General features: G+C 68.7%; 17 protein-coding genes. 6 read left to right on the forward strand and 11 right to left on the reverse strand.

Translation table 11 applies throughout. The features are described 5' to 3' along the window. Nucleotides 1-508 precede the first annotated feature (508 nt). The 6 genes from ACFLIM_RS48790 to ACFLIM_RS48815 all read right to left on the reverse strand — a co-directional run bounded on the left by ACFLIM_RS48790 (nt 509) and on the right by ACFLIM_RS48815 (nt 7,876). Entirely contained in the window at nt 509-967 is a 459-nt protein-coding gene (locus ACFLIM_RS48790; RefSeq protein WP_393177511.1) for an SHOCT domain-containing protein, read from the reverse strand. 458 nt (nt 968-1,425) lie between these two features. Continuing rightward, on the reverse strand, nt 1,426-3,465 hold the full coding sequence (locus tag ACFLIM_RS48795; RefSeq protein ID WP_393177513.1) for a fibronectin type III domain-containing protein: 2,040 nt from the start codon (nt 3,463-3,465) through the stop codon (nt 1,426-1,428). Between the two features lie 49 nt (nt 3,466-3,514). Then, nucleotides 3,515-4,396: a carbohydrate ABC transporter permease gene (locus ACFLIM_RS48800; RefSeq protein ID WP_393177515.1), complete on the reverse strand. Its 882-nt coding sequence runs from the start codon at nt 4,394-4,396 to the stop codon at nt 3,515-3,517. 4 nt (nt 4,397-4,400) lie between these two features. Continuing rightward, entirely contained in the window at nt 4,401-5,357 is a 957-nt protein-coding gene (locus ACFLIM_RS48805; protein WP_393177517.1) for a carbohydrate ABC transporter permease, read from the reverse strand. Next, nucleotides 5,357-6,622 (reverse strand): ABC transporter substrate-binding protein, encoded by a 1,266-nt coding sequence (locus ACFLIM_RS48810; RefSeq protein WP_393177519.1) that lies wholly within the window; start codon nt 6,620-6,622, stop codon nt 5,357-5,359. The genes ACFLIM_RS48805 and ACFLIM_RS48810 overlap by 1 nt, the downstream gene beginning before the upstream one ends. A gap of 144 nt (nt 6,623-6,766) precedes the next feature. Next, nucleotides 6,767-7,876, reverse strand: a complete 1,110-nt coding sequence (locus ACFLIM_RS48815; protein WP_393177521.1) for an ROK family protein — start codon at nt 7,874-7,876, stop codon at nt 6,767-6,769. Nucleotides 7,877-8,026: 150 nt separating this feature from the next. On the opposite strand from ACFLIM_RS48815, the gene ACFLIM_RS48820 reads away from it, so the two are divergent. Continuing rightward, complete coding sequence (locus tag ACFLIM_RS48820; RefSeq protein ID WP_393177523.1) at nt 8,027-10,117, forward strand: alpha-galactosidase; 2,091 nt, start codon at nt 8,027-8,029, stop codon at nt 10,115-10,117. Nucleotides 10,118-10,686: 569 nt separating this feature from the next. On the opposite strand, the gene ACFLIM_RS48825 is transcribed toward ACFLIM_RS48820, so the two are convergent. Next, nucleotides 10,687-11,301 (reverse strand): TetR/AcrR family transcriptional regulator, encoded by a 615-nt coding sequence (locus tag ACFLIM_RS48825; protein ID WP_393177525.1) that lies wholly within the window; start codon nt 11,299-11,301, stop codon nt 10,687-10,689. Nucleotides 11,302-11,550: 249 nt separating this feature from the next. Here ACFLIM_RS48825 and ACFLIM_RS48830 point away from each other — a divergent pair, with 249 nt between their 5' ends. From ACFLIM_RS48830 to ACFLIM_RS48840, 3 genes are read left to right on the forward strand one after another with little or no spacing between them, the layout of a single operon-like run. Continuing rightward, nucleotides 11,551-12,105, forward strand: coding sequence for a hypothetical protein (locus tag ACFLIM_RS48830; RefSeq protein WP_393177527.1), 555 nt, complete (start codon nt 11,551-11,553; stop codon nt 12,103-12,105). A 1-nt stretch (nt 12,106) separates the two neighbouring features. Further along, on the forward strand, nt 12,107-12,343 hold the full coding sequence (locus ACFLIM_RS48835) for an FAD-dependent oxidoreductase (protein WP_393177529.1): 237 nt from the start codon (nt 12,107-12,109) through the stop codon (nt 12,341-12,343). Next, nucleotides 12,261-12,815 (forward strand): GNAT family N-acetyltransferase, encoded by a 555-nt coding sequence (locus ACFLIM_RS48840; RefSeq protein WP_393177531.1) that lies wholly within the window; start codon nt 12,261-12,263, stop codon nt 12,813-12,815. The genes ACFLIM_RS48835 and ACFLIM_RS48840 overlap by 83 nt, the downstream gene beginning before the upstream one ends. A gap of 4 nt (nt 12,816-12,819) precedes the next feature. Here the strand turns inward: ACFLIM_RS48840 and ACFLIM_RS48845 are convergent, their stop codons facing one another. Next, nucleotides 12,820-13,695 carry a CPBP family intramembrane glutamic endopeptidase gene (locus ACFLIM_RS48845; RefSeq protein WP_393177533.1) on the reverse strand — a complete coding sequence of 292 codons (876 nt, stop codon included), beginning with the start codon at nt 13,693-13,695 and terminating at the stop codon, nt 12,820-12,822. A 526-nt stretch (nt 13,696-14,221) separates the two neighbouring features. On the opposite strand from ACFLIM_RS48845, the gene ACFLIM_RS48850 reads away from it, so the two are divergent. After that, nucleotides 14,222-14,785: a helix-turn-helix domain-containing protein gene (locus ACFLIM_RS48850; protein WP_393177535.1), complete on the forward strand. Its 564-nt coding sequence runs from the start codon at nt 14,222-14,224 to the stop codon at nt 14,783-14,785. 99 nt (nt 14,786-14,884) lie between these two features. On the opposite strand, the gene ACFLIM_RS48855 is transcribed toward ACFLIM_RS48850, so the two are convergent. The 3 genes from ACFLIM_RS48855 to ACFLIM_RS48865 all read right to left on the reverse strand — a co-directional run bounded on the left by ACFLIM_RS48855 (nt 14,885) and on the right by ACFLIM_RS48865 (nt 17,436). Continuing rightward, the gene (locus ACFLIM_RS48855; RefSeq protein WP_393177537.1) at nt 14,885-15,781 is read right to left on the reverse strand and encodes an MBL fold metallo-hydrolase; all 897 of its coding nucleotides are present in this window, start codon (nt 15,779-15,781) and stop codon (nt 14,885-14,887) included. A gap of 16 nt (nt 15,782-15,797) precedes the next feature. Continuing rightward, entirely contained in the window at nt 15,798-16,805 is a 1,008-nt protein-coding gene (locus ACFLIM_RS48860; RefSeq protein ID WP_393177539.1) for an SMP-30/gluconolactonase/LRE family protein, read from the reverse strand. A 115-nt stretch (nt 16,806-16,920) separates the two neighbouring features. Then, entirely contained in the window at nt 16,921-17,436 is a 516-nt protein-coding gene (locus tag ACFLIM_RS48865) for an MmyB family transcriptional regulator (RefSeq protein WP_393177541.1), read from the reverse strand. Nucleotides 17,437-18,327: 891 nt separating this feature from the next. On the opposite strand from ACFLIM_RS48865, the gene ACFLIM_RS48870 reads away from it, so the two are divergent. Then, nucleotides 18,328-19,098, forward strand: coding sequence for a hypothetical protein (locus ACFLIM_RS48870; RefSeq protein WP_393177543.1), 771 nt, complete (start codon nt 18,328-18,330; stop codon nt 19,096-19,098). Nucleotides 19,099-19,379: the final 281 nt, after the last annotated feature.

Here is a 19,379-nt window from a genome sequence, read left to right on the forward strand (position 1 = left end):
GCGAGCCATCGACGATCTCGCTCACCGTGGCGGGATCGCCGCCTGACCAGCGACTCCGCCCAACATCAGCCCAACATCACCAAACTTGACTCGATCTTCCCGGCTTCGCCGAATCAAGCCGGGCTAGAGAAAATTGATGATGATCGCCTGGAAGCCCGATGAGTCGTTTCGCACGGCAGTGTGCGCGCGAGGACGATTCTGTACGGGGACGCCCGATGTCGAGGGAATCCTTTCCAGGACCAGGTTGGTCTGCAGGTTCCTGAAGACGAGGAAACCGAATGACCTCGGATCCGTGCTCCACCATTGCCTCAGCTGAGTGGAGTCGCATGGCTTGGTGTTGACCGGGGCGGTGGCGCGGACCCCACGTCGCCGAGCTGCAAGAAGACGGGCACCAGCCGCCGGCGGCGATGTCCGGGCCGTGCTGCTTGGCCGGGTCGGAACCGGAAAACTCGCGGCCATGGAGCCGTGATATCCAGGGCGAACATCGGGGAGGCTTCCGGATAACCGCTCACATTTCGTTCAGGATTTTCCGCTTCGCGAGCTCAAACTCCGCGGGCGACAGCGTGCCCGCGTCGAGCAGCTCGCGGAGTCTCTGTAGCCGTAGGAGAGGGTCCTGGTCACCTGCGGCGGTGGTGAATACCTGCCCCCTTGTCACTATCAATGGGGTGGGCCGGTCGAACGGCGCCGTCCTACGCGGGAAGTCGTCTGCGGGGGTCTCGGGCGGTTTCGGGGTACGCACGAAGCCCTTGAAGGTGCCGAGGAAGAAGCTAAGCAGTCCGCCGATGATCACGCCGGGAAGTATCCACGCCCACTTCTCCGTGCCGGGCGGGCATTGCCGTATGGAGACGTAGTTGCCACCTGAGGCGCAGCTCCCGCCCCGGATGAGCTGGTACAGCGCGTAGAGAGCGAACCCCAGGCAGACTAAGGAGATCAGCGAACCGATGATGACACGGATGCGATAGAGCACAGCGCGAACCGTACATCACCGGCGTCCGTTCAGAGCGATGGCCACCAGCCCTCCTTCTGGGGAGGGGGTGGGCCTGCAGTGTGCCGTGGTGGGCCTCGACAATGGCGGCAACGATGGCATTGTCTGGGGCGCAGGAGCCCCAAACGAGCGAAGCTCCGCCCGGAGGGCCGTGATCTTGGACCTCGCTGACCCATCACTTCCGCATGCTGCGCGAAGCGGGTCTGACGCGACAGGTCGACTACGGCAACAGCCGCAAGGTGACGCTGCGCCGCAAGGACCCCCGGCCTGCTGAAGCTCGTCGACCCTCGCACGCGAGGGTGACTCCGCCGCCACCCTTCGGCCTTGGGGCCCCCGCCTGCGCATTTTCATCAGGACTCGGGTCGGCCGGTGGCGCTCGGCATCTACGGCGACGGCCCGGCGCGATCGCGCCGGGCCGTCGTGCACCCCTGACCGTTCGCTCAGCTCTTGGGGCTGGAGGCGGGGCTCAGGGTGAACTTGTCGAAGTCAGGGCTGTAGCCGGTGCCGCTGTCGAAGGTGAGGGTGTTGGTGCCGGCGCGCAGGGTGACGGTGGTGGTCAGGTCGCCGGGGGTGTCCCAGCTTCCGGTGGAGGGGAAGGACAGGGTGGTGGCCGGTCCGTCGTTGGCGGTCAGGAACACGCTGCGGGTGGGGTCACCCGCGATGTAGGTGATGGTCAGCAGGTAGGTGCCGGCCGCGGGCACGGTGACGTCACCCAGTGTCACCGCGCCGCCCTGGTAGAGGTCGCCGACCTTCTGGCCGCCGGAGCAGGCCGTGCAGGAGACCACGCGCGCGCGGCCGCTCAGCGTGCCGGACTCGGCCTCATAGCTGGTGCCGGGGGCGGCCGGGGAGGTCGTCACGGCGACGGCGGCCGACGGCGGTGAGACGTTGCCCGCCGCGTCCCTGGCCCGGACCCCGAACGTGTAGGACGTGCCGGGGTTCAGGCCGGTCACGGTCGTGGTGGTGTCGGTGACGGTGGCCTTGACGGTACCGTCCTGGTAGACGTCGTAGCCGGTGACGCCCACGTTGTCGGTCGAGGGGCTCCAGGACAGGGTGACGTCGGTGGCGGTGACGTCGGTCGCCCGCACGTCGGTCGGCGCGGTGGGGGCTTCGGTGTCCGGCGGCAGGATGACCTCGGGCGTGATCCTGACCAGCCGCGAGCCGTGCGCCGGGATAGCGGTGGCCTGCCAGGTTTCTGGGAACTTGCCGAGGTTGCGGCGGGCGACCAGGTCACGCACCTTCGCCGGGCCCACGATGCCGAGGTCGGCCCACCGCACGGTGATGTCGGCCGGCGAGTCGCCCAGGTTGTAGACGGCCACCGCGAGGGTGCCGTCGCCGAGCTGCTTCTTCCAGGTCTGCAGGGTGCCGCCGGTCACCCGGCTGGGGATGCGTCCGGCCTGGTCGACGGCGATCACCTCGGGGTTGGTGAGGATGGAGACGGCCTTCGCGTCCAGGTTGGCCAGGTCGCCGCCGACGTACAGGGGAGAGGACGCCATGGACCAGAACGTCATCACGCTCTGCCGTTCCACGTCGTTGACGCCGTCCTGGAGGCCCTTGCCGGTGTTGTTGACGATCGGCATGGAGTCGAGGTCCGGCCAGTAGTTCGGGCCGACCACGTCGAGCCAGGCGGGCAGGTCGTTCCAGCGGTCGTCGACCGAGCTGGTCCAGCTGGACACGGTGTCGCAGTAGCACTCGATGTCGGTGTCCACACGGACGCTGTTGGCGTGCGGCTTCAGCCCTTCGCCCGCGGCGCGCGGCACCGGCCAGGCGCTGGCGGTCAGCCACATGCTGCGGCCGGCCCGGTCGATCGCCCGCGACCACGCCTCGATGTCGGCGACGTTGTCGGCCGTGGTGCCGTCGATCTTGATGAAGTCGACGCCCCACGACGCCAGCCGGGCGACGATGGAGTCGATGTACGCCTGCGCGCACGGCCGCGAGTAGTCGATCTTCCAGTTGCCGCCCCACATGTTGGTGGGCGTGAGCGGCTGCACGGCGATGTCCTGGGTACGGCAGTCGGTGCCGAGGATCGGGAGGTTACGGTCGTAGACCGCCTTCTCCAGTCCGGCCGCCCCGTACAGGCCGATCTTGAGGCCCTTGCCGTGGACGTAGTCGGCGACGGGCTCGATGCCGCGGGGGAAGCGGGTCGGGTCGGGGTCGGGGATCCCGTTGCCGTCGAAGCCGAAGACCCAGTCCATGGTGGCGTTCCACCCGGCGTCGATGTTGATGTACCGGTAGCCGGCCTTCTTGAGCCGGCCCGCCATGGCGTCGGCGGCCCGGCGGATGTTGGCCTCGGTCAGCCAGTTCGTCCCGTACCCGGCACGGGTGGACGACTGGACGCTCCAGCTGCTCCAGCCCATGAACGGCCGGGCGGAGAAGTCGCTCTTGGCGAGGGCGGGACTGCCGTTCACCACCAAGAGCGTGGCGGTCACGCCCAGGACGGTGAGGAGGGTGAGGAGGGCACGGACAGGTGGGGAGTGTCGCATTCAAGTTCCTTGAGCTGGATCGAGCGGTGAATGGTCCCGAGGCCAGGACTCAGCCCTTCAGGCCGGACGTGGTCAGGCCCTGCACGATGTGCCGCTGGGCGACGAGGAACATCACTGCCAGCGGGATGATGATGATCACGGCGCCGGCGAACAGGCCGGGCAGGTTGACGGACTGGGCGGTCAGGAAGGTGGACAGCGCGATCTGCGCGGTCCAGGAGGCCGGGTCTTGGCCGATGACCAGCGGCCACAGGAACGCATTCCACGCGTCGATGAACGACAGAGCTCCGAGCGAGGCCAGCATGGTGACCGAGTTGGGCAGCGCCAGCCGCCGGTACACGCCCAGGTAGCCGAGCCCGTCGAGTCGCCCGGCCTCCTCGATCTCGGCGGGGAAACGCAGGTAGAAGTTCCGGAACAGCAGGACGGCGAACGCGTTGAACAGCCCCGGGGCGATGATGCCCCAGGTGGTGTTGACCCCACCGAGGGCACCCACCACGACGAACGTCGGCACGAACGTCACGGAGCCGGGGATCATCATGGTGACCACCACGTACGTCAGCACCGCGCCGCGCCCGGGCACCGGCAGGCGGGCCAGCGCGTACCCGGCCATCGAGGCGAAGATCGTGGAGACGGGTGCCGTGACGACGGCGATGAGCAGCGAGTTGCCCAGGGCGGTGCCCATGGGCACGGAGGGGTCGCTGAACAGGTCGCGGTAGTTGTCCAGGGAGAAGACGGCCGGCAGCCAGTGCCAGTCGGGCGAGCTCACCTCCATCTGCGTCATCATCGAGTTGCGCAGCATGACGTAGAACGGCAGCAGGAACACCGCTGACACCAGCCCGAGCACCAGGTACGTCACGATGGTGCCGGCCAGGCCGCGGTGGCGGCCGGCGCGGGGGTCAACCGCGCTCGTAGTCCCCTTCGTGGCCCCGGTCATAGCCTCAGTCCTTCCTGCCGAATCCGACGAGACGGCCCTGCAGCAGGGTGACCACGATGATCACCACGGTGAGCAGGAACGCACCCGCGGATGCCAGGCCGTAGTTCTGGTCCTTGATGGCGATGCCGTACAGGTAGACCAGGGGCGGGCGAACCGGTGCGGTGGCGCTGCCGCCGAGACCGGTGCTGAAGATGTTGTAGAACTCGTCGAACGCCTGAAACGCCGCGATGAACAGGAGCAGCACGATGGCGACCGACGTGTTGCGCAGCTGGGGCAGGGTGATCCGGCGGAACGTCTGCCAGCCACCGGCCCCGTCGATCGCGGCGGCCTCGTACAGCTGCTGCGGGATGGCTTGCAGCCCGGCCAGGAACAGGATCATGTAGAGGCCGACCTGGAGCCACAGCCGGAGGGTCACCAGCACGGCCCAGTACAGCGGCGGCTGCTCGGTGCCGATCCAGGCGACCGGCGCCATGCCGAACAGACTGCCCAGGGTGTTGGCGATCCCCGAGGGCAGGCCGTTGAACAGGCTCATCTTCCACACCAGGGAGGCGGCCACGTAGGACACGGCCGCCGGGATGAGGAAGGCGGTACGGAAGAACGCCCGGCCGCGCCGTACCCGGTTCACCAGGACGGCCAGCGCCAGGGATGCGGCGAAGGTCACCGGCACGATGAACGCGGTGAACGCGACGATGGTGACCAGCGACGACCGGAAGCCCTCATCGCCCAGCAGGAACGCGTAGTTGTCCAGGCCGGTCCAGGACCCCAGCTCCAGCGTGCCGCGGGCGTCGTTCAGGCTGAGCAGCAGGCTCCACCCGATGGCGACGTACTTGAACAGTCCCAGACCGATCACCATCGGCGCGGTGAGCAGGATGAACGCTCCCACGGCGCGCCGGTCGACCCGGCGCCGCGGGCGGGCGGCGACCGCTTTCGCGGCCGTCGTCCGCCCGGCGGTGACGGTCATCAGGCGAGCTGCTTGTCGAGCTCGGTCTGTACCTGGGTGGCGGCGTCGCCGAGCAGCTTGCCGGCGTCACCCTTCCCCTTCGCCACCCCGGCCACGGCCTGGCCGAACGCGGTCTGCATCGCGGTGTTCCACAGCGCCGGGAACGACCGGCCGTACTGCTGGGAGATGGCGACCGCCTCCTTGGCCGGGCCGGAGGCGAGCTTGCCGCCCTGCAGGGCCTGTTCGGCGACGGGCGTACGGGCCGGCACGTGGAACCCGTAGTTCAGGCAGAAGTCCTTCTGCAGCTCGTCCTGCTTGGCCCAGAGCCACTGGACGTACTTTTTGGCCTCGTCCACGTGCGGGCTCTTGGCGTTGACCAGCTCGTACCAGCCGCCGAGCCGGCCGACCGGGGTGCCGCCGGAGCCGAAGGCCGGCCAGGGGATCACGCCGAAGTCGTCGCCCAGGTTCTTCTGGATGTCGGGCATGGCCCACAGGCCGCACCAGTGCATGGCGGCGGCGTTCTGCACGATCGCGCCCGGGTCGTACCAGTCGGTGGGGAAGCCGAGCAGCAGCGAGCCGTCCTGGTGCAGGCGGCGGATGGCGGAGATCGCCTCGGCGCCCTCCTGGAAGGCGACCTTGCCGTCCTTGATCACGTCGCCGCCGCCGGACCACAGCAGCAGGTGGCCCACGTCGCCCACGCCGTCGTTTCCGACGAACAGGCCCTTCATCTTGTCCGTGGTGAGCCTTTTGGCGGCGGCGGCCAGCTCGTCGAACGTCTTCGGCGGGGTCACGCCCGCCGCGGCAAGGACGCTCTTGCGGTAGTAGAGCATCATGATGTCGTCCATCATCTTGATGCCGTAGACCTTGCCGTCGGCGGTGACGTTCTCCACGTTGGCCTTGACGTACTCCGAGGCGTTGATGATGTCGTCGAGCGGCGCGAGCTGGCCGTTCTTGATCATCTGGTAGCGGAAGTCGCCGATCTCGAAGATGTCCGGTGCCTGCGAGGTGAGCAGGGCCGCGTTCAGCCGCGTCTCATACTCGCCGGCGACCCAGCTGATGTTGATTGCCACGTCCGGGTTGGCCTTTGTGTACTCCGCGGCGTAGCGCTGGACGGCCTGCTGGACACCTTGCTCGCCGTAGGCGTGGTAGTACTGGTTCAGCGTGATCTTGGCGCCGGCGGTGGTGGCCTTCCCGGTGGGGTCGCTCGCGTTGCACGCCACGAGGGTGCCGCCGGCGAACAGCAGCGAGGCGCTGAGGAACCCGCGCCGGGTCAGTCCGTCGTTCATCTTGGAGTCCTTCCGGTTCTGCGGCCGTGAGGACAAGGTCGGTCCTGCGGGCCGCCGGCCGCGGGCGGTCCGCTGATGGAAGGGACAGGGCGGGTGTCGGGCCGATCGCGGGGGTGACAGGCTTCGGTCCCGGACGTTCAGGGGTCAGAGGGTGAACAGGGTCTGCACGGCGACCGCCGCGGCGCCCCGCGCCCATGCCTCGAAGGGCAGGGGCCGGATGGTGAGCGGGCAGTTCGCGGCCGCGGCGAACGCCTGGGCCACGAAGGTCTGCCGGATCTGCTCCTCGAACAGGTCGTAGTTGGCGACGCCCTCGCCCGAGACCACGACTCGCTCCGGTCCGACGAGGTTGACCATGGCGGCCAGCCCCAGCCCTATGGCGTGCCCGGCACGGGCAAAGACCTCGCGGACGCCCTCGTGGCCGACGCGGGCCAGGGCGACGGCGTCGTCCATGGTCAGGTCGCGGCCGGCGGCAAGGCGGGAGGCGGCGACGATGGCCTCGGTGGAGGCGATGGCCTCGACGCAGCCCCGCCCGCCGCAGTGGCACGGCGGCCCTCCGTCGGCCACCGGGACGTGCCCGATCTCGCCGGCCACGCCGTACGCGCCGGAGACGACCTGCCCGCCGACGACGAGGCCGCAGCCGATCCCGGCGCCCACCGTGACGAGCGCGAACGACGCCGTGTCCACGCCCTCCCCGAACCACTGCTCGGCCACGGTCAGCGCCTTGACGTCGTTCTCCAGCGTGGTGATCAGGCCGGTCGCCCGGGTCAGGTAGGCGGCCAGCTCGACGTCGTTCCAGCCGATGAAGGGGGAGTAGCGAACCTTTCCCGAGGCCCGGTCCACATCACCCGACAGGGCCACCCCCATGCAGTGCGCCCGTTCGCGGTAAGCCGTGTCCTGCCCGAGCAGTTCGCCGACCAGGTCGACGATCTGGCCCGCGACGTGGTCGAACACGTGCGAGTTCAGCGCCCGGTGCCGGGAGTGCAGGATCTGCGCGCGCAGGTCGGTGACCACGCCGATCAGCTCGTCAGAGGTGATCTTGATGCCGACGAAGAACTCCCGGTCGGCGCGGACGGCGAGCGGGCTGGCGGGTCGGCCGGCTCCGGTCGCCGCCCGCTCCCGGTTGGGCAGCTCCTCGATGTAGCCGGCGTCGATGAACGGCCGTGCCGCCTTGGTCACCGCGGCCTGCGACAGCCCGGTCATCCGGGCGATGTCGACCCGCGAGATGGGCCCGCGGGTGAGGACGGTGGTGATCACGGTGGCCTCGGCAGGGCTACCGATGGAACCCCGAGTGAACGTCGGCGGCTGAAACATGGTCGTAACGTAGGATAATTAATTAATAGTGTCAAGAATTGAATTCGGAGACGGGGCGGTCGTACACTCCTGCCACCCTAGGTAAGGACCTTTATGACCCTCGTGACGTACCTGGCCGAGCGCCGCCTGTGGTTGCTGCGCACGCCCGCCACCTCCTACGCGCTGCGCCTCGATGCGGACGACCGCCCGCGGCACGTGCACTGGGGACCGCCGCTCACCGCCGAGCAGGCGGCCACGGTGCCCGGCCCGGTCTGCCGCGACGGCAGCAGCTTCCAGGTCCAGGGTTACGGGGAACTGGAGGGGCCGGGCTTCGGTGCCCCCTCCCTGCTGGTCCGGTACGCCGACGGCGGCGCCGGCGTGGAGTGGCGCCACCTGGGGCACGAGATCGACGGCGGCCACCTGGCCATCCGGTTCGCCGACCGGCACCACCCCCTGGAGATCACCCTCCACTACCGGGTACGCGAAGACACCGACGTGATCGAGCGCTGGACCGTGCTGCGCCACACCGGCGACCGCGACCCCGTCGAGTTGGAACGCTCCGATTCGGCCGCGTGGACCCTGCCGGTGCTCCCCGGCGCCCGGATCAGCCACGTCGCCGGCGGCTGGTCCAGCGAGAGCCAGCTCAGGCGTGAGCCCCTGCCGTACGGCGAGACCGTATTGACCAGCAGGCGCGGCACCACGGGCCACCAGGCCAACCCGTGGCTCATGCTCGACGCGGGCGCGGCCACCGAAGAGCACGGCGAGGTGTGGAGCGCGGCGCTGGCGTGGAGCGGAAGCTGGCGGATCACCGTGCAGCGGCCGCCGTTCGGCCCGGTCGGTCTCACCGGCGGCTTCGGCCACGACGGCCTGCGCTGGCGGCTCGCCCCCGGCGAGACCTGGACCACCCCGGTGTTCGCCGGCCTGTACGGCACGTCCGGGTTCGGCGGCATCAGCCGTGCCTGGCACGCCTACACGCTCCGCCACGTCCTGCCGCACCCGGAGGAGACGCGGCCGGTGGTGTACAACTCCTGGGAGGCCACCGGCTTCGACGTGGACCTCGACGGGCAGCTCCGGCTCGCGGAGCAGGCCGCCGCCCTCGGTGCGGAGCTGTTCGTGCTCGACGACGGCTGGTTCGGGGCACGCGACAGCGACCGTGCCGGCCTGGGGGACTGGGAGGTGAACCTCGGCCGCTTCCCCGGCGGCCTGGACAGGCTGATTGAGGCCGTGCACGGCCACGGCATGCGTTTCGGCCTGTGGGTGGAGCCCGAGATGGTCAACCCCGACAGCGACCTGTACCGGCGGCACCCCGACTGGGTGCTGCACATGCCGCACCGGCGCCGCACCACGCTGCGCAATCAGCTCGTGCTCAACTTCGCCCGGCCCGACGTGGCCGCCTGGGCGCACGCCTGGCTTGACCGGCTGGTCGCCGACCACGAGATCGACTTTCTCAAGTGGGACTTCAACCGGGCCTTCACCGAGGCCGGCCGGCCCGGACACGACGACCCCGACCGGCTGTGGATCGATCACGTCCGCGCGGTGTACGCGATCATCGACCGGCTCAGGGCCGACCACCCGCACCTGCGGATCGAGTCGTGTGCGGGCGGTGGAGGCCGCGCCGACCTCGGCATCCTGGCCCGTACCGACGAGGTGTGGACCTCCGACAACACCGACGCCGTGGACCGGATCGGCATCCAGCACGGGTACGGCCAGCTCTACCCGGCCCGCACCATGGCCGCCTGGGTGACCGACAGCCCGAACCCGTTGACCGGCCGGCTCGTCCCGCTGCGCTTCCGCTTCCATGTCGCCATGGCCGGCGTCCTCGGCCTCGGGGGAAACCTGCCCGAGTGGACGGAGGCCGAGCGCGCCGAGGCGGCCGGTCTGGTGGCCCGCTACAAGGAGATCCGCCTGGTGGTGCAGCACGGCGAGCTGTACCGCCTGGGTGAGCCGGCCGGTCCGGTCAGCGCGGTGCAGTACGTGCTCGGCGACAGGGTCGTGGTGCTGGCCTACCGGGTGACGGCGAGGTTCGGCCACCCCGCGGAAGGTCTGCGCCTGGCCACCCTGGACCCGGCGGGCCGCTACCGCGACGAGGACACCGGCCACGTGCACCACGGCGCGGTACTGCTCTCCCACGGCCTGGACCTCGACCTGCCCCCGGGCGACCATGCCAGCGTCCTCGTCCGCCTGACCCGCGAGCCCGCGTCCTAGCGATCCAGCCGCAGAGCCATCCTGCGATCCTGCCGGAGCCGCGCCATCGAGCACGGCAAAACCCCAGATCAAACCCTGTGACACCATATTCGGCACCCACAGGGCCCACGGGCCCAAATCGGAGTTCGAAACGCCCCGGCCATGTGCCGGACCCGTGCCGAAGAGCAACCAGCGAGCAACTCACCCGGTTACCGGCAGGGGCACGGTCTTTCGTCAGGACTCAACGTCCAGGAAACCCGAGTGCTCACCCGCCGGTGGCTACCAGTCCGAAGTCTGCCGGATACCCCAGGCAGATCCGTTAACTCTCATTAGGGAAACCCAGCGGCTTATCGCCAGACTCCAGACTCTCGGCCACAAGGTCACCACGAACCAGCGGCCGCCTGACCCCAGCAGCCGAGCAGGCCAGCGTGCCGCACAAGCTCCTCGGTGCCTGGTTCGGCTCTGACCGTGCACTCCGCGCCGGCCGTGGTCGGTTCACTGCCGCCTTCAGCGCCGCCTGCGGGGACGATCCCGGCGGGCAAAGGAGAAGAACAGGATCTGCGAGGAGGAGGCCCCACGGTCCGAAGCGCTCAGACAGTTCCTGCCCTGGGTTGAGGAGCCGTGGAATCGGCGCGGAACTGCAGGATTCCCTCGATTCCTTGGAGGAACGTCTCGCAGACCGCCGCCGGGTCGGACAGGCAGCCCGCTGCCATCGCGCCGTCTCGCAGCATGACGAAATGTCGGCCTGCGGGCTCGGGCGGTGTTTCTCCGGTTTGCGCGAGCAAGTCGGTGATGGTGCGCAGGAACCACTGGCGGTGCGCGAGGACGGCTTTGTGCACGGGATGCTCGGGGTCTGGATACTCCGCCACAGCGTTGAGGAAGGCGCATCCGCGAAACCCAGGTGACGCGATGTCCTCGGCGATCGACCTGGCGATGGCTCGTACGATGTCGGCCGCCGGTCTGTCGCTGCCGAGGGCTTCGCCGGCCCGATCGCGGATGGCCTGGTCGGCTCCTTGCAGATACGCGACGACGAGTTCATCTTTGCTGGGGAAGTGCCGGTACAACGTCGCGCGGGTCACCTTCGCCTCCGCGACGATCCGATCGATCCCCACAGAGTGGAGCCCTTCCGCGTAGAAGAGCCGGGTGGCAGTTCCGAGCAGCCGTGATCGCGCCTCGGATACCTGACCTCGAGTGTTCTGCACCATTACCGAGAGCTTAGCAGATAGAACGTTCGGTCTTGACATGTCAGAACATGTGCTGACACTCTTACATCAATACCGAACGTTCTATCTCTTAAGGGGTGTTCACTGCCTCGTCCCGCAACTCTTTCCACCATGCTCACGCCCGGCGCCACGCTGGCTGTCGCGCTCGGGGGCGTCCGCTCCGTCCGCGTCCTCCGCTGGTCTGCCGTCCGTACCCGTCCCCGTAATCACGCTTATACAGAAGGATTTCCCGTGAGCACTGTTACTGCCTCCCCCGCCGCCATCGCCACCTCCCTGCGACGGCTGTACTTCGTCCGATTCGGATTCGCGCTCATCTGGGCCGGTCTGCTGATCGCGACCGCGTCGAGCCTCGGGCCGATCAGCGTCACCCTGCTGGTGCTCTACCCCCTGTTCGATGGGGTCGCCGCTGTCATCGACGCCCGCTCGTCGAAAGCGACGGGCCCAGCGCTGAGCCTGTACGTGAACATCGCGATCAGCTGGGTCACCGCCATCGGCCTGGCCCTCGCTGCCTCGTCCGGCATCCCGGCAGTGCTGCGTGTGTGGGGCGCCTGGGCCATCGTGTCCGGTCTCATCCAGCTTGCTGTCGGTGTGATCCGCCGCAACCTGGATGGTCATTGGCCGATGATCATCAGCGGAGCCATCTCCACGGTCGCCGGGACATCGTTCGTCCTGCAAGCCGCGCAGGAAGGCGCGTCGCTGGTCAACCTCGCCGGCTACGCCACGCTCGGCGGTCTGTTCTTCCTCGCCTCGGCGCTGCGCCTCGGCCGTGTCACTCAAGGACTCTGACATGGACGCTGGCATCTTCGACGTCATCGTCATCGGGGCGGGCCCGGTTGGAGAGAACGTTGCCCACCGCGTGGTGCACGCCGGCCTGAGCGCAGCCATCGTCGAGCGGGAACTGGTCGGTGGTGAACGTTCTTACTGGGCCTGCATGCCCACCAATGCAGCAGTGGAGCATCAACGGCCCATTGCGCGCCTTCGCGATCCACGTCGACACCCAGACAGACCTGGTAGGCACCATTGACCTGCGATTCGAGGCGGAGGATTTGGCCGAGGGCCAAGTAAGAATTGCCTACGGGCTCTACCCGAAATGGCGGGGACGCGGCCTCGCAACCCGCGCGGTCCACCTGGTTTGCCTGTATGCAGCTGCCCAAGGGGCGACACAGGCAGTGATCAACGTAGAGCCGGAGAACGCCGCCTCCGTCGCAGTCGCACAGCGGTCCAGCTTCCGCTACGTCACGCAGTTCCGGGACTCGGGCGGCACCAAGCTCAGCCGCCACCACTGCGGGTGGGCCCTACATGCTCGTCCACACCGGCACGAACTTCAAGGTGAACGACGCCTCTGGCCCGTATCCCGGCCCCAGCCCTGCCGCGTGGGCGTTGACGGTCGCCATTGGCTGTCCCAGACCATCGGCCATAGTCCCGTACCTGTGCGGGCCAGGGTGGCACTCGGTACCAAATGTCCCCAGCTGACCAAACGTGATCACGGTGCCTAGTGGCTTACCCATGGGCCATGTCAACCGGCCGTGCCGCCTGGCGTTCGCGCTGCCGAGCAAGCAGCGTGATCGCGACAAGGAACTGCACCACCAGGATGGATGCCTGCGTGATAGGCGAATTGACGCTCAGCAGCGCCATCGTCGCGTTGACGCCCAAGTGAACCGCGATCGACGCCGCAACCCCGGCACGCTCGTAGGCGTAACAGGTCAGCAGCGCCATCGGGATGACGCTGAGCGTGAACAGCAACCCGCTCCAGCTGACCAGACCGAATGCGGCCTGGACGGTCCCGGAGATGAAGAACAGCGGCAGATGCCATACCGCCCAGATGACACCCAGCAGTAGGCCAGCCTGCAGGCTGCTCATCGACGCACGCAGGCGCGGATAGGCCGTGCCGCGCCAACCGGGCTCCTCGGCCAACGGACCGGCGACCAGCATGCTGACGAAGAATGGGACGGGTCCGCCCGCGGTCGCGATCAAACTCTGTCCCGCCGTAAAGCTTATCGCGGGACCACCCAGGAGCTCCGCGAGCAGCGCGGCTGCCAGCACGGTCGCCGATGCCAGCACCAGCAGGGGCAGCACCCAGAGCAGTCGCGCAGTCAGCCGGAGTCTCACCGTATGAGTGGGGGCGGGTTGACTGCGGCGGGCGCGGCGGACACGGACCGCGATCGCGCCGAACACCGGGCCGAAGCCACCGAGCAGGTAGAGGATGACGGTGGGGGAACTCATCGCCGATCCACCGAGTGCGATCGCGACGAGCCAGAAAGCAAAGGTCGTCGTGAATGTGACGGCCCAGAAAAGGACAAGGCCACTTTTCTGGGGAACGGGGGTTGTGGTAGTCACGCTTTTCTCTTTCGCGGGTGCCACGGAATAGGGATTCATGATCCATTCCGCAGGGGGTGGGCGAAACCTGCAATCGGGTGTGTTTCCGACGCTCGGCGCGCAAGGATATGGCTGGAGGTCGAGAGCCACGAAACAAGGTCTCTGGCCAGGCGCCATGTCCATTCCGGAACGGCCGGACCAGGATTTTCGGCTACACGGTTTTCCGTCCCATCGGGAGAAAGCTGCGGCCAGGCCGGTGGTGATCGCCAGGGCGGGGCCCCGGAGGCCGTGGCAGGTCATCAGGGCCAGGAGTCTCCCTCACGCGGGCGACCCCGCCGGCACCGCCACCGCTCCACCCCTGGGGGTGCGCGGCGGCGGTCTCGTGCCGACCGGTAAATCCAGCCGCGTGGCAGAGGTACGGCCGGGAAGGGGTTGGGGACCGCGGGCGGGGCGACGTGCCGACCGGGGGAGGTCCGTCGCCCGAGGTGGCCGTCATGTCGACCTCTCGCATGCCTCACTCCGATTCTCTCATATTTGGTAACGTTCTCATATTTGGTGACCTTATCGTATGTGAGAGAATCAGTTTGTGGCAACCGCAGATCTTCTCTTGCATCCCGTTCGGATGCGCATTCTGCAAGCGCTGTTCGACGCCGATCCGCTGACCACCGCGCAGCTGCGTGACCGCCTGCCCGACGTCCCGCCGGCGACGATGTACCGGCACATCGCCCTGTTGACCGACGCGGGCGTGCTGGAGGTGGCGAGCGAGGAACGGGTGCGCGGAATCGTGGTACGCAGCTACCGGGTTCGCGCGGAGGAGGCGGTGGTCGACCCAGCGGCGCGGGCGGCCATGACGCGGGAGGACCACCAACGGGCGTACGCCACGTTCGTCGCATCGTTGCTGACGGATTTCGACCGCTACCTCGCCAGCGAAGACGCCGATCCCATCGGCGACGGGGTGGTCTACCGGCAGGCGGCGGTGTGGCTGTCCGACGACGAATTCGCCGCGATGATCGAGGAAATAGAGAAGGCGGTCGTCACACGAATCGGCCGCACTGGGGGTCAGGGCCGCACACGTCGCATCGTCAGCCTCGTCGTCGTGCCGGACAAGCACGCTGGGCCGCCCGCCGACGGCGAGAGTGTCGCTGAGTGAACTGATCCAGGGTAGGAACCGCGAGTACGGCTGCGGTTACCTTGCGGGCTCGGCCACCGACGACGAATCAGGCAGGGTGAGGCGCCGGTGGCGGAGCGGTCAGTAGCGGCTGAATGGGCCCCACTCCTTGACGGCGTATGCCTCGGCACGCCGCTCGATCTCCAGGGCCGATCGGCCGCTGAAGTGGGCGGGCAGGACCAAGGCGGTGGTGTCGGCCGCCCAGTCGAGCAGGCGGCGCCGGGTGGCACGAGCCTGGGCCGGGTCCTCACAGAAGCAGCTGTCGTGGCCGTGGTGGTGCAACTGCAACGGGGTGTGGACGATGTCGCCGGCGAACAGGGCCCGGTCGTTGCCGGACTCCAGCTTGATCACGGCATGGCCTGGCGTGTGCCCGGGCGCGGCCTCCAGACGCAGGTTCCCGTCGATGGCGTAGGCGTCCTCCCACAGGAGTACCTGTCCAGCGGCGTGCACCGGAGCGATGCTGTCCTCGAAGGCGTACTCGTTGACGCTGCCGGGGATGCCGGGATTGTTCGCCGGGTTCCAGTGGTGGAAGTCGATGGCCGGCATCAGGTAGGCGGCGTTCGGGAAGGTCGGCACCCACTCGCCGTCGGCCAGGCGGGTGTTCCAGCCGACGTGGTCCAGGTGCAGGTGGGTGTTGACGACCAGGTTGACGTCCTCCGGCTGGACTCCGGCCGCGGCGAACCGGCCGAGGTAGTCCAGCTGCTGCTGGTGCCAGGGTTCGACGGCGGGGCGGTTCTTGTCGTTGCCGATGCCGGTGTCGATCAGGATGGTGCGGCCCTCGCTGCGCAGCAGCCAGGTCTGCATGGCGACGTGCACCATGTCGTCGTCGGTGCCGAGGTGGTCGGGAATGAGCAGGTCGCGATGCTCTTGCCAGGCTTCGTCCGGCAGGGTAGGGAAGAACGCCCGGGTGGGCATGATCGGGCCGTGCGTCTCCTCGATGCGGGTGACGGTGACGTCGCCGAGCTTGATCTCGTGCATGGTGGTCCTCCGAAGGTCAGCGGCGCGGCAGGGTGGCCAGCACCAGGTTGGGGTCGGTGGCGGTGGTGTAGGCGGCGCTGAGCACGTAGAGGGTCCGGCCGCGCACGGCCACCGAGGTCGGGTTCTGCAGTCCGGCGGCGGTCGTCAGGAGTGTCTTCGCGCGGCCGTCCCCGTCGATGCGCACGACCTTGTTCGGCGCGTTGAGTGCCGCGATGACCTGGTCGTCGCCGGTTCCGGTGAAGGCGATGTCGTCAATGCCGGCCAGCCCGGCGGCCTTGACCCGGACGGGTCCGGGACGGCCTCGGTTGATCGGGATCCGCAACAGGGTGCCCTGGTCGAGGTTGGTGGCCCAAACTGCGCCATGACGCACCTTGATGCCGTTGGCGCCGAGGAATGTGGTGGCGGAGAGTTCTCGCGCCGAGGACCAGACCTGGGCGTGGCCGCCGTTCAGGGGCACGGTGGTGATGGTGCCGTGCACTGAGTCGGTGAGGTAGAAGGTCTTCGCCGGCTCGTCGTAGGCAAGGCCGTTGGGCAGCCCGGTGGCCGGCAGCGCGGCGATTCGCCGCGGCTCCTGCCCGGGACGCAGCCGGTAGAGGCCGGTGGTCGCGGCGTCGCCGCTGGCGTACAGGAAGTACAGCGTGCCGTCGCCGGTGCGGACGATGCCGGTGGTGAGCGCGAACCCGAGGGCCGGGGTGTCGGCGCCGCCGTCGGCGGGCGCGGGGAGGGTAGCCAGGATCCGGGTGGCGCCGGCCGGACTGATCGCGGCGACCTGACGGGCGGCCGCGAAGGTGACGTAGGCCGTACCGTCCGGGCCCAGCGCGATGTTCTCCGGCAGCTGGCCCTTCGCCAGGTCGAAGTGCACCGCGATCCGTGACGTCACCGGCGGCGCAGCCGACGGGCGGGCCTGCGCGGTCGAGGGGGACGATGCGGCGATGATCGTCGCCGCGTTTGATGGCGGTACGGTCACCAGACCGATCCCGGCTGCGACGGCGGCGACTGCGAGGGTGAGCATTCTGTTGCGCACTGCTGGTCCTTTCCGAATGACTTCGCGAACGGGGGGTTCGCGGGCGTGCGGCATCGGGCGCTCGGTTCGGAGCGCCTGGGGAAAGCGTGGGGAAGCGTGGGAAGGAGTCAGCCGGTCATGTCCGCGCCGGCGCGTCGTGCCGGGGGTCCTGGGCGGCAGAGGTACGCCCGATGAGCGCGCTGTGGACGAGCAGCGTCATCGCGGAGTGGGAGGGCGACCCGGGTTCGGTGGTGGCGACGACCACCGCCTGGTCGTCGGCGATCCGCAGCGTCTGCTGGGTCACCTGCATGGTGCCCACCAGCGGATGCCGCATCTCGTAGACCGCGTCGCCGCCGGCCTTGACCCGGTGGTCGGCCCACACCGTGGCGAACTCCGGGCTCTTCACCGTCAGCTCCCCAAGCAGCGCGGCCAGCAGCGGGTCGTCCGGGTGGCGCCCGGAGGCCATCCGCAGGGTCGCCACCACGGCACGTGCCTTGGCGGCCCAGTCGGCGTACAGGTCACGGGTGTGTGCGTCCAGGAACAGCAGGCGTGCCATATTGGGCCGCTGCCGCGGTGTGTCCGGAGCGCCCGGGCCGTGGACGGTGTGACGTTCGCGGTCCGGTCCGGTGAGACGTTCGGGATCGTCGGCCACAACGGCGCGGGCAGAGCTGGCCGTAGAAGCCGTGGTACTCCGGCTTGAGGCCGGCGGACATCATCGCTTTGATCTGGTCGACGAGCTTGGTGAAGCGGCGTTCGGCCAGTTCGTCCTTCCGGCTCGGCATGCAGATCGCCTCCCGCACGTCTCGGTGTGTCCTCCTTCCCAGCGTAGGTGGCATCGTTCAAAGGACGATCGGCCGTGGTGGAGCCGGTGACGAGTGTTGTCCGGAAAGTGTCCGAGACTGCTGTGACCTGCGAAAACAGGCTTCATGGTGCGTGTGGGAGGGGGGAGATGCGGGAGTGTGGACGCTGGCCCGACGGGGGGTGGCGCGTCGGGTTGGCGCACTCGTTTGTACGGGCCGGACCCCCTCCAGACATCCGACCGCACGCCGCACCATTATGAGTGTGACCAGTTGGATGCGGAGGGTGAATTGGGCAGGTGAGGCGCGGCCGTACGTGGTTTCGGGCGAGATAGTCGGTGATGTGGCGGGGGACTGACCGGCAGCGTTTGTCCACAGGGTGTGGATGAGAAGCCCGGGGTGTCCTGGCCGGTGGTGTCCGGCCGGGGGCGCGAGACCGCCCGCCGCTGGTCTTGCCGAATCTTTACGTGAGGGCCTGTCCGAATTCGGGTCTGGCGGCAGGTATTTGGAATAGTGACAGGGATCGGTGGCCCGGCACTTTGGGCCACACCCACATGATCAAGCCCATCATCACCTCAACCTCAACCTCAACGGCATCCACGTCCACCCGTTCCTCTGCCGCTCCCGGGCTTGCCACGGCCGGCTCCTCATCCATCGCATCCAAACCGGACACACAGCTCTCCGAGCCAGGCTTTCGGCTGGCCCGGGAGGGTCAGGAGGCTGGCCGGGGGCATCTGCCGCTGTCGGTGTGGCTGGCGGCAGCCGACACCGAATCGGCCACGACGTGCCGGGCGGGGTGCTGCCATCCGGTCAGCGGCCCGCTGGCCCGGCACCTGGTCGCGGCGTGTACGCGGCTGGGCGAGACCGTGGTCCATCTCGGCGCGAGCGATCATCAGCTCGTCTCGGCCGCGCTGACGGCGGGCTGCCTGCCGGTGGCCGTCTTCACCGACGTGGCCCGCGCGGGGGTGTCCTGGAGTTGCCTGGCGCGCACCCACCCCGACTACGACCTGGAGGTCACCGACCTGCGCGTCACCGAGCCTGGCGATGACGCCTGCGTGCTGGCTGATCTCGCGGGCAGCGCGGGGCTGGTGGTGGCCGAGCTGACCTGCCAGCAGCCCGTGGGCCACGCCACCGGTCGGCCGGACTCCGAGGCCGAACCCGAGACCGTGGCTGAGGTGTTCGATGTCGCTCGTGCGGCGGGGCTGGTCAAGCCGGGCGGGCATCTGGTGGTGGTCACCGGCCTGCACCGCCAAGACGGTGTGGTCGACCCGGTACCCGAGATCATCGCCCGTGTCCGGGAGGCGGGGCTGGTGTATCTGCAGCACATCATCGCCCTGCGGCATCCCGCTCGCGGCGAACGCATCGACCCGGGTCTCGCCCGCCGAGCCCTGGCCGCGATCGAGGAACTGCCGGAGTGTGCCGGGTTGCCGGCCAGTGCCCGAGTGCACGCGGACCTACTGCTGTTCACCGCGCCGGGCGCCACCGAGTCCACCGAGCGGGCCGGGAGTGAGGGCTGATGACGGAGGTGACGACATCGGTCTGGGCGACGGGGCAGCGGCCGTCGCGGGTGCAGCGCAAGGGCCGGTATCTGCCGGAGTCGATGCGGCATCCGGGCAAGATGCTGCCCTCGATCGCGGCCCGGGTGATCGGAACCTACACCCGTCCGGGGGAGCTAGCCCGGCTTGATTCGGCGAAGCCGGGAAGATCGAGTCAAGTTTGTGGATGTTGAGCTGGGATCGCTGGTCAGGCAGCGGTTCCAGCGCGGCGGCTGAGGTCGTCGATGGCGTGGTGGTAGGCG

It is taken from the genome of Nonomuraea marmarensis, assembly GCF_043197025.1.
Classification (GTDB): domain Bacteria; phylum Actinomycetota; class Actinomycetes; order Streptosporangiales; family Streptosporangiaceae; genus Nonomuraea; species Nonomuraea marmarensis.

Excerpts from the sequence above, each read along its gene's own strand:
- ACFLIM_RS48795 (WP_393177513.1), bottom strand. The coding sequence starts at position 3,465 with ATGCGACACTCCCCACCTGTCCGTGCCCTCCTCACCCTCCTCACCGTC.
- ACFLIM_RS48800 (WP_393177515.1), bottom strand. The coding sequence starts at position 4,396 with ATGACCGGGGCCACGAAGGGGACTACGAGCGCGGTTGACCCCCGCGCC.
- ACFLIM_RS48805 (WP_393177517.1), bottom strand. The coding sequence starts at position 5,357 with ATGACCGTCACCGCCGGGCGGACGACGGCCGCGAAAGCGGTCGCCGCC.
- ACFLIM_RS48810 (WP_393177519.1), bottom strand. The coding sequence starts at position 6,622 with ATGAACGACGGACTGACCCGGCGCGGGTTCCTCAGCGCCTCGCTGCTG.
- ACFLIM_RS48820 (WP_393177523.1), top strand. The coding sequence starts at position 8,027 with ATGACCCTCGTGACGTACCTGGCCGAGCGCCGCCTGTGGTTGCTGCGC.
- ACFLIM_RS48825 (WP_393177525.1), bottom strand. The coding sequence starts at position 11,301 with ATGGTGCAGAACACTCGAGGTCAGGTATCCGAGGCGCGATCACGGCTG.
- ACFLIM_RS48835 (WP_393177529.1), top strand. The coding sequence starts at position 12,107 with ATGGACGCTGGCATCTTCGACGTCATCGTCATCGGGGCGGGCCCGGTT.
- ACFLIM_RS48840 (WP_393177531.1), top strand. The coding sequence starts at position 12,261 with ATGCAGCAGTGGAGCATCAACGGCCCATTGCGCGCCTTCGCGATCCAC.
- ACFLIM_RS48845 (WP_393177533.1), bottom strand. The coding sequence starts at position 13,695 with ATGAATCCCTATTCCGTGGCACCCGCGAAAGAGAAAAGCGTGACTACC.
- ACFLIM_RS48855 (WP_393177537.1), bottom strand. The coding sequence starts at position 15,781 with ATGCACGAGATCAAGCTCGGCGACGTCACCGTCACCCGCATCGAGGAG.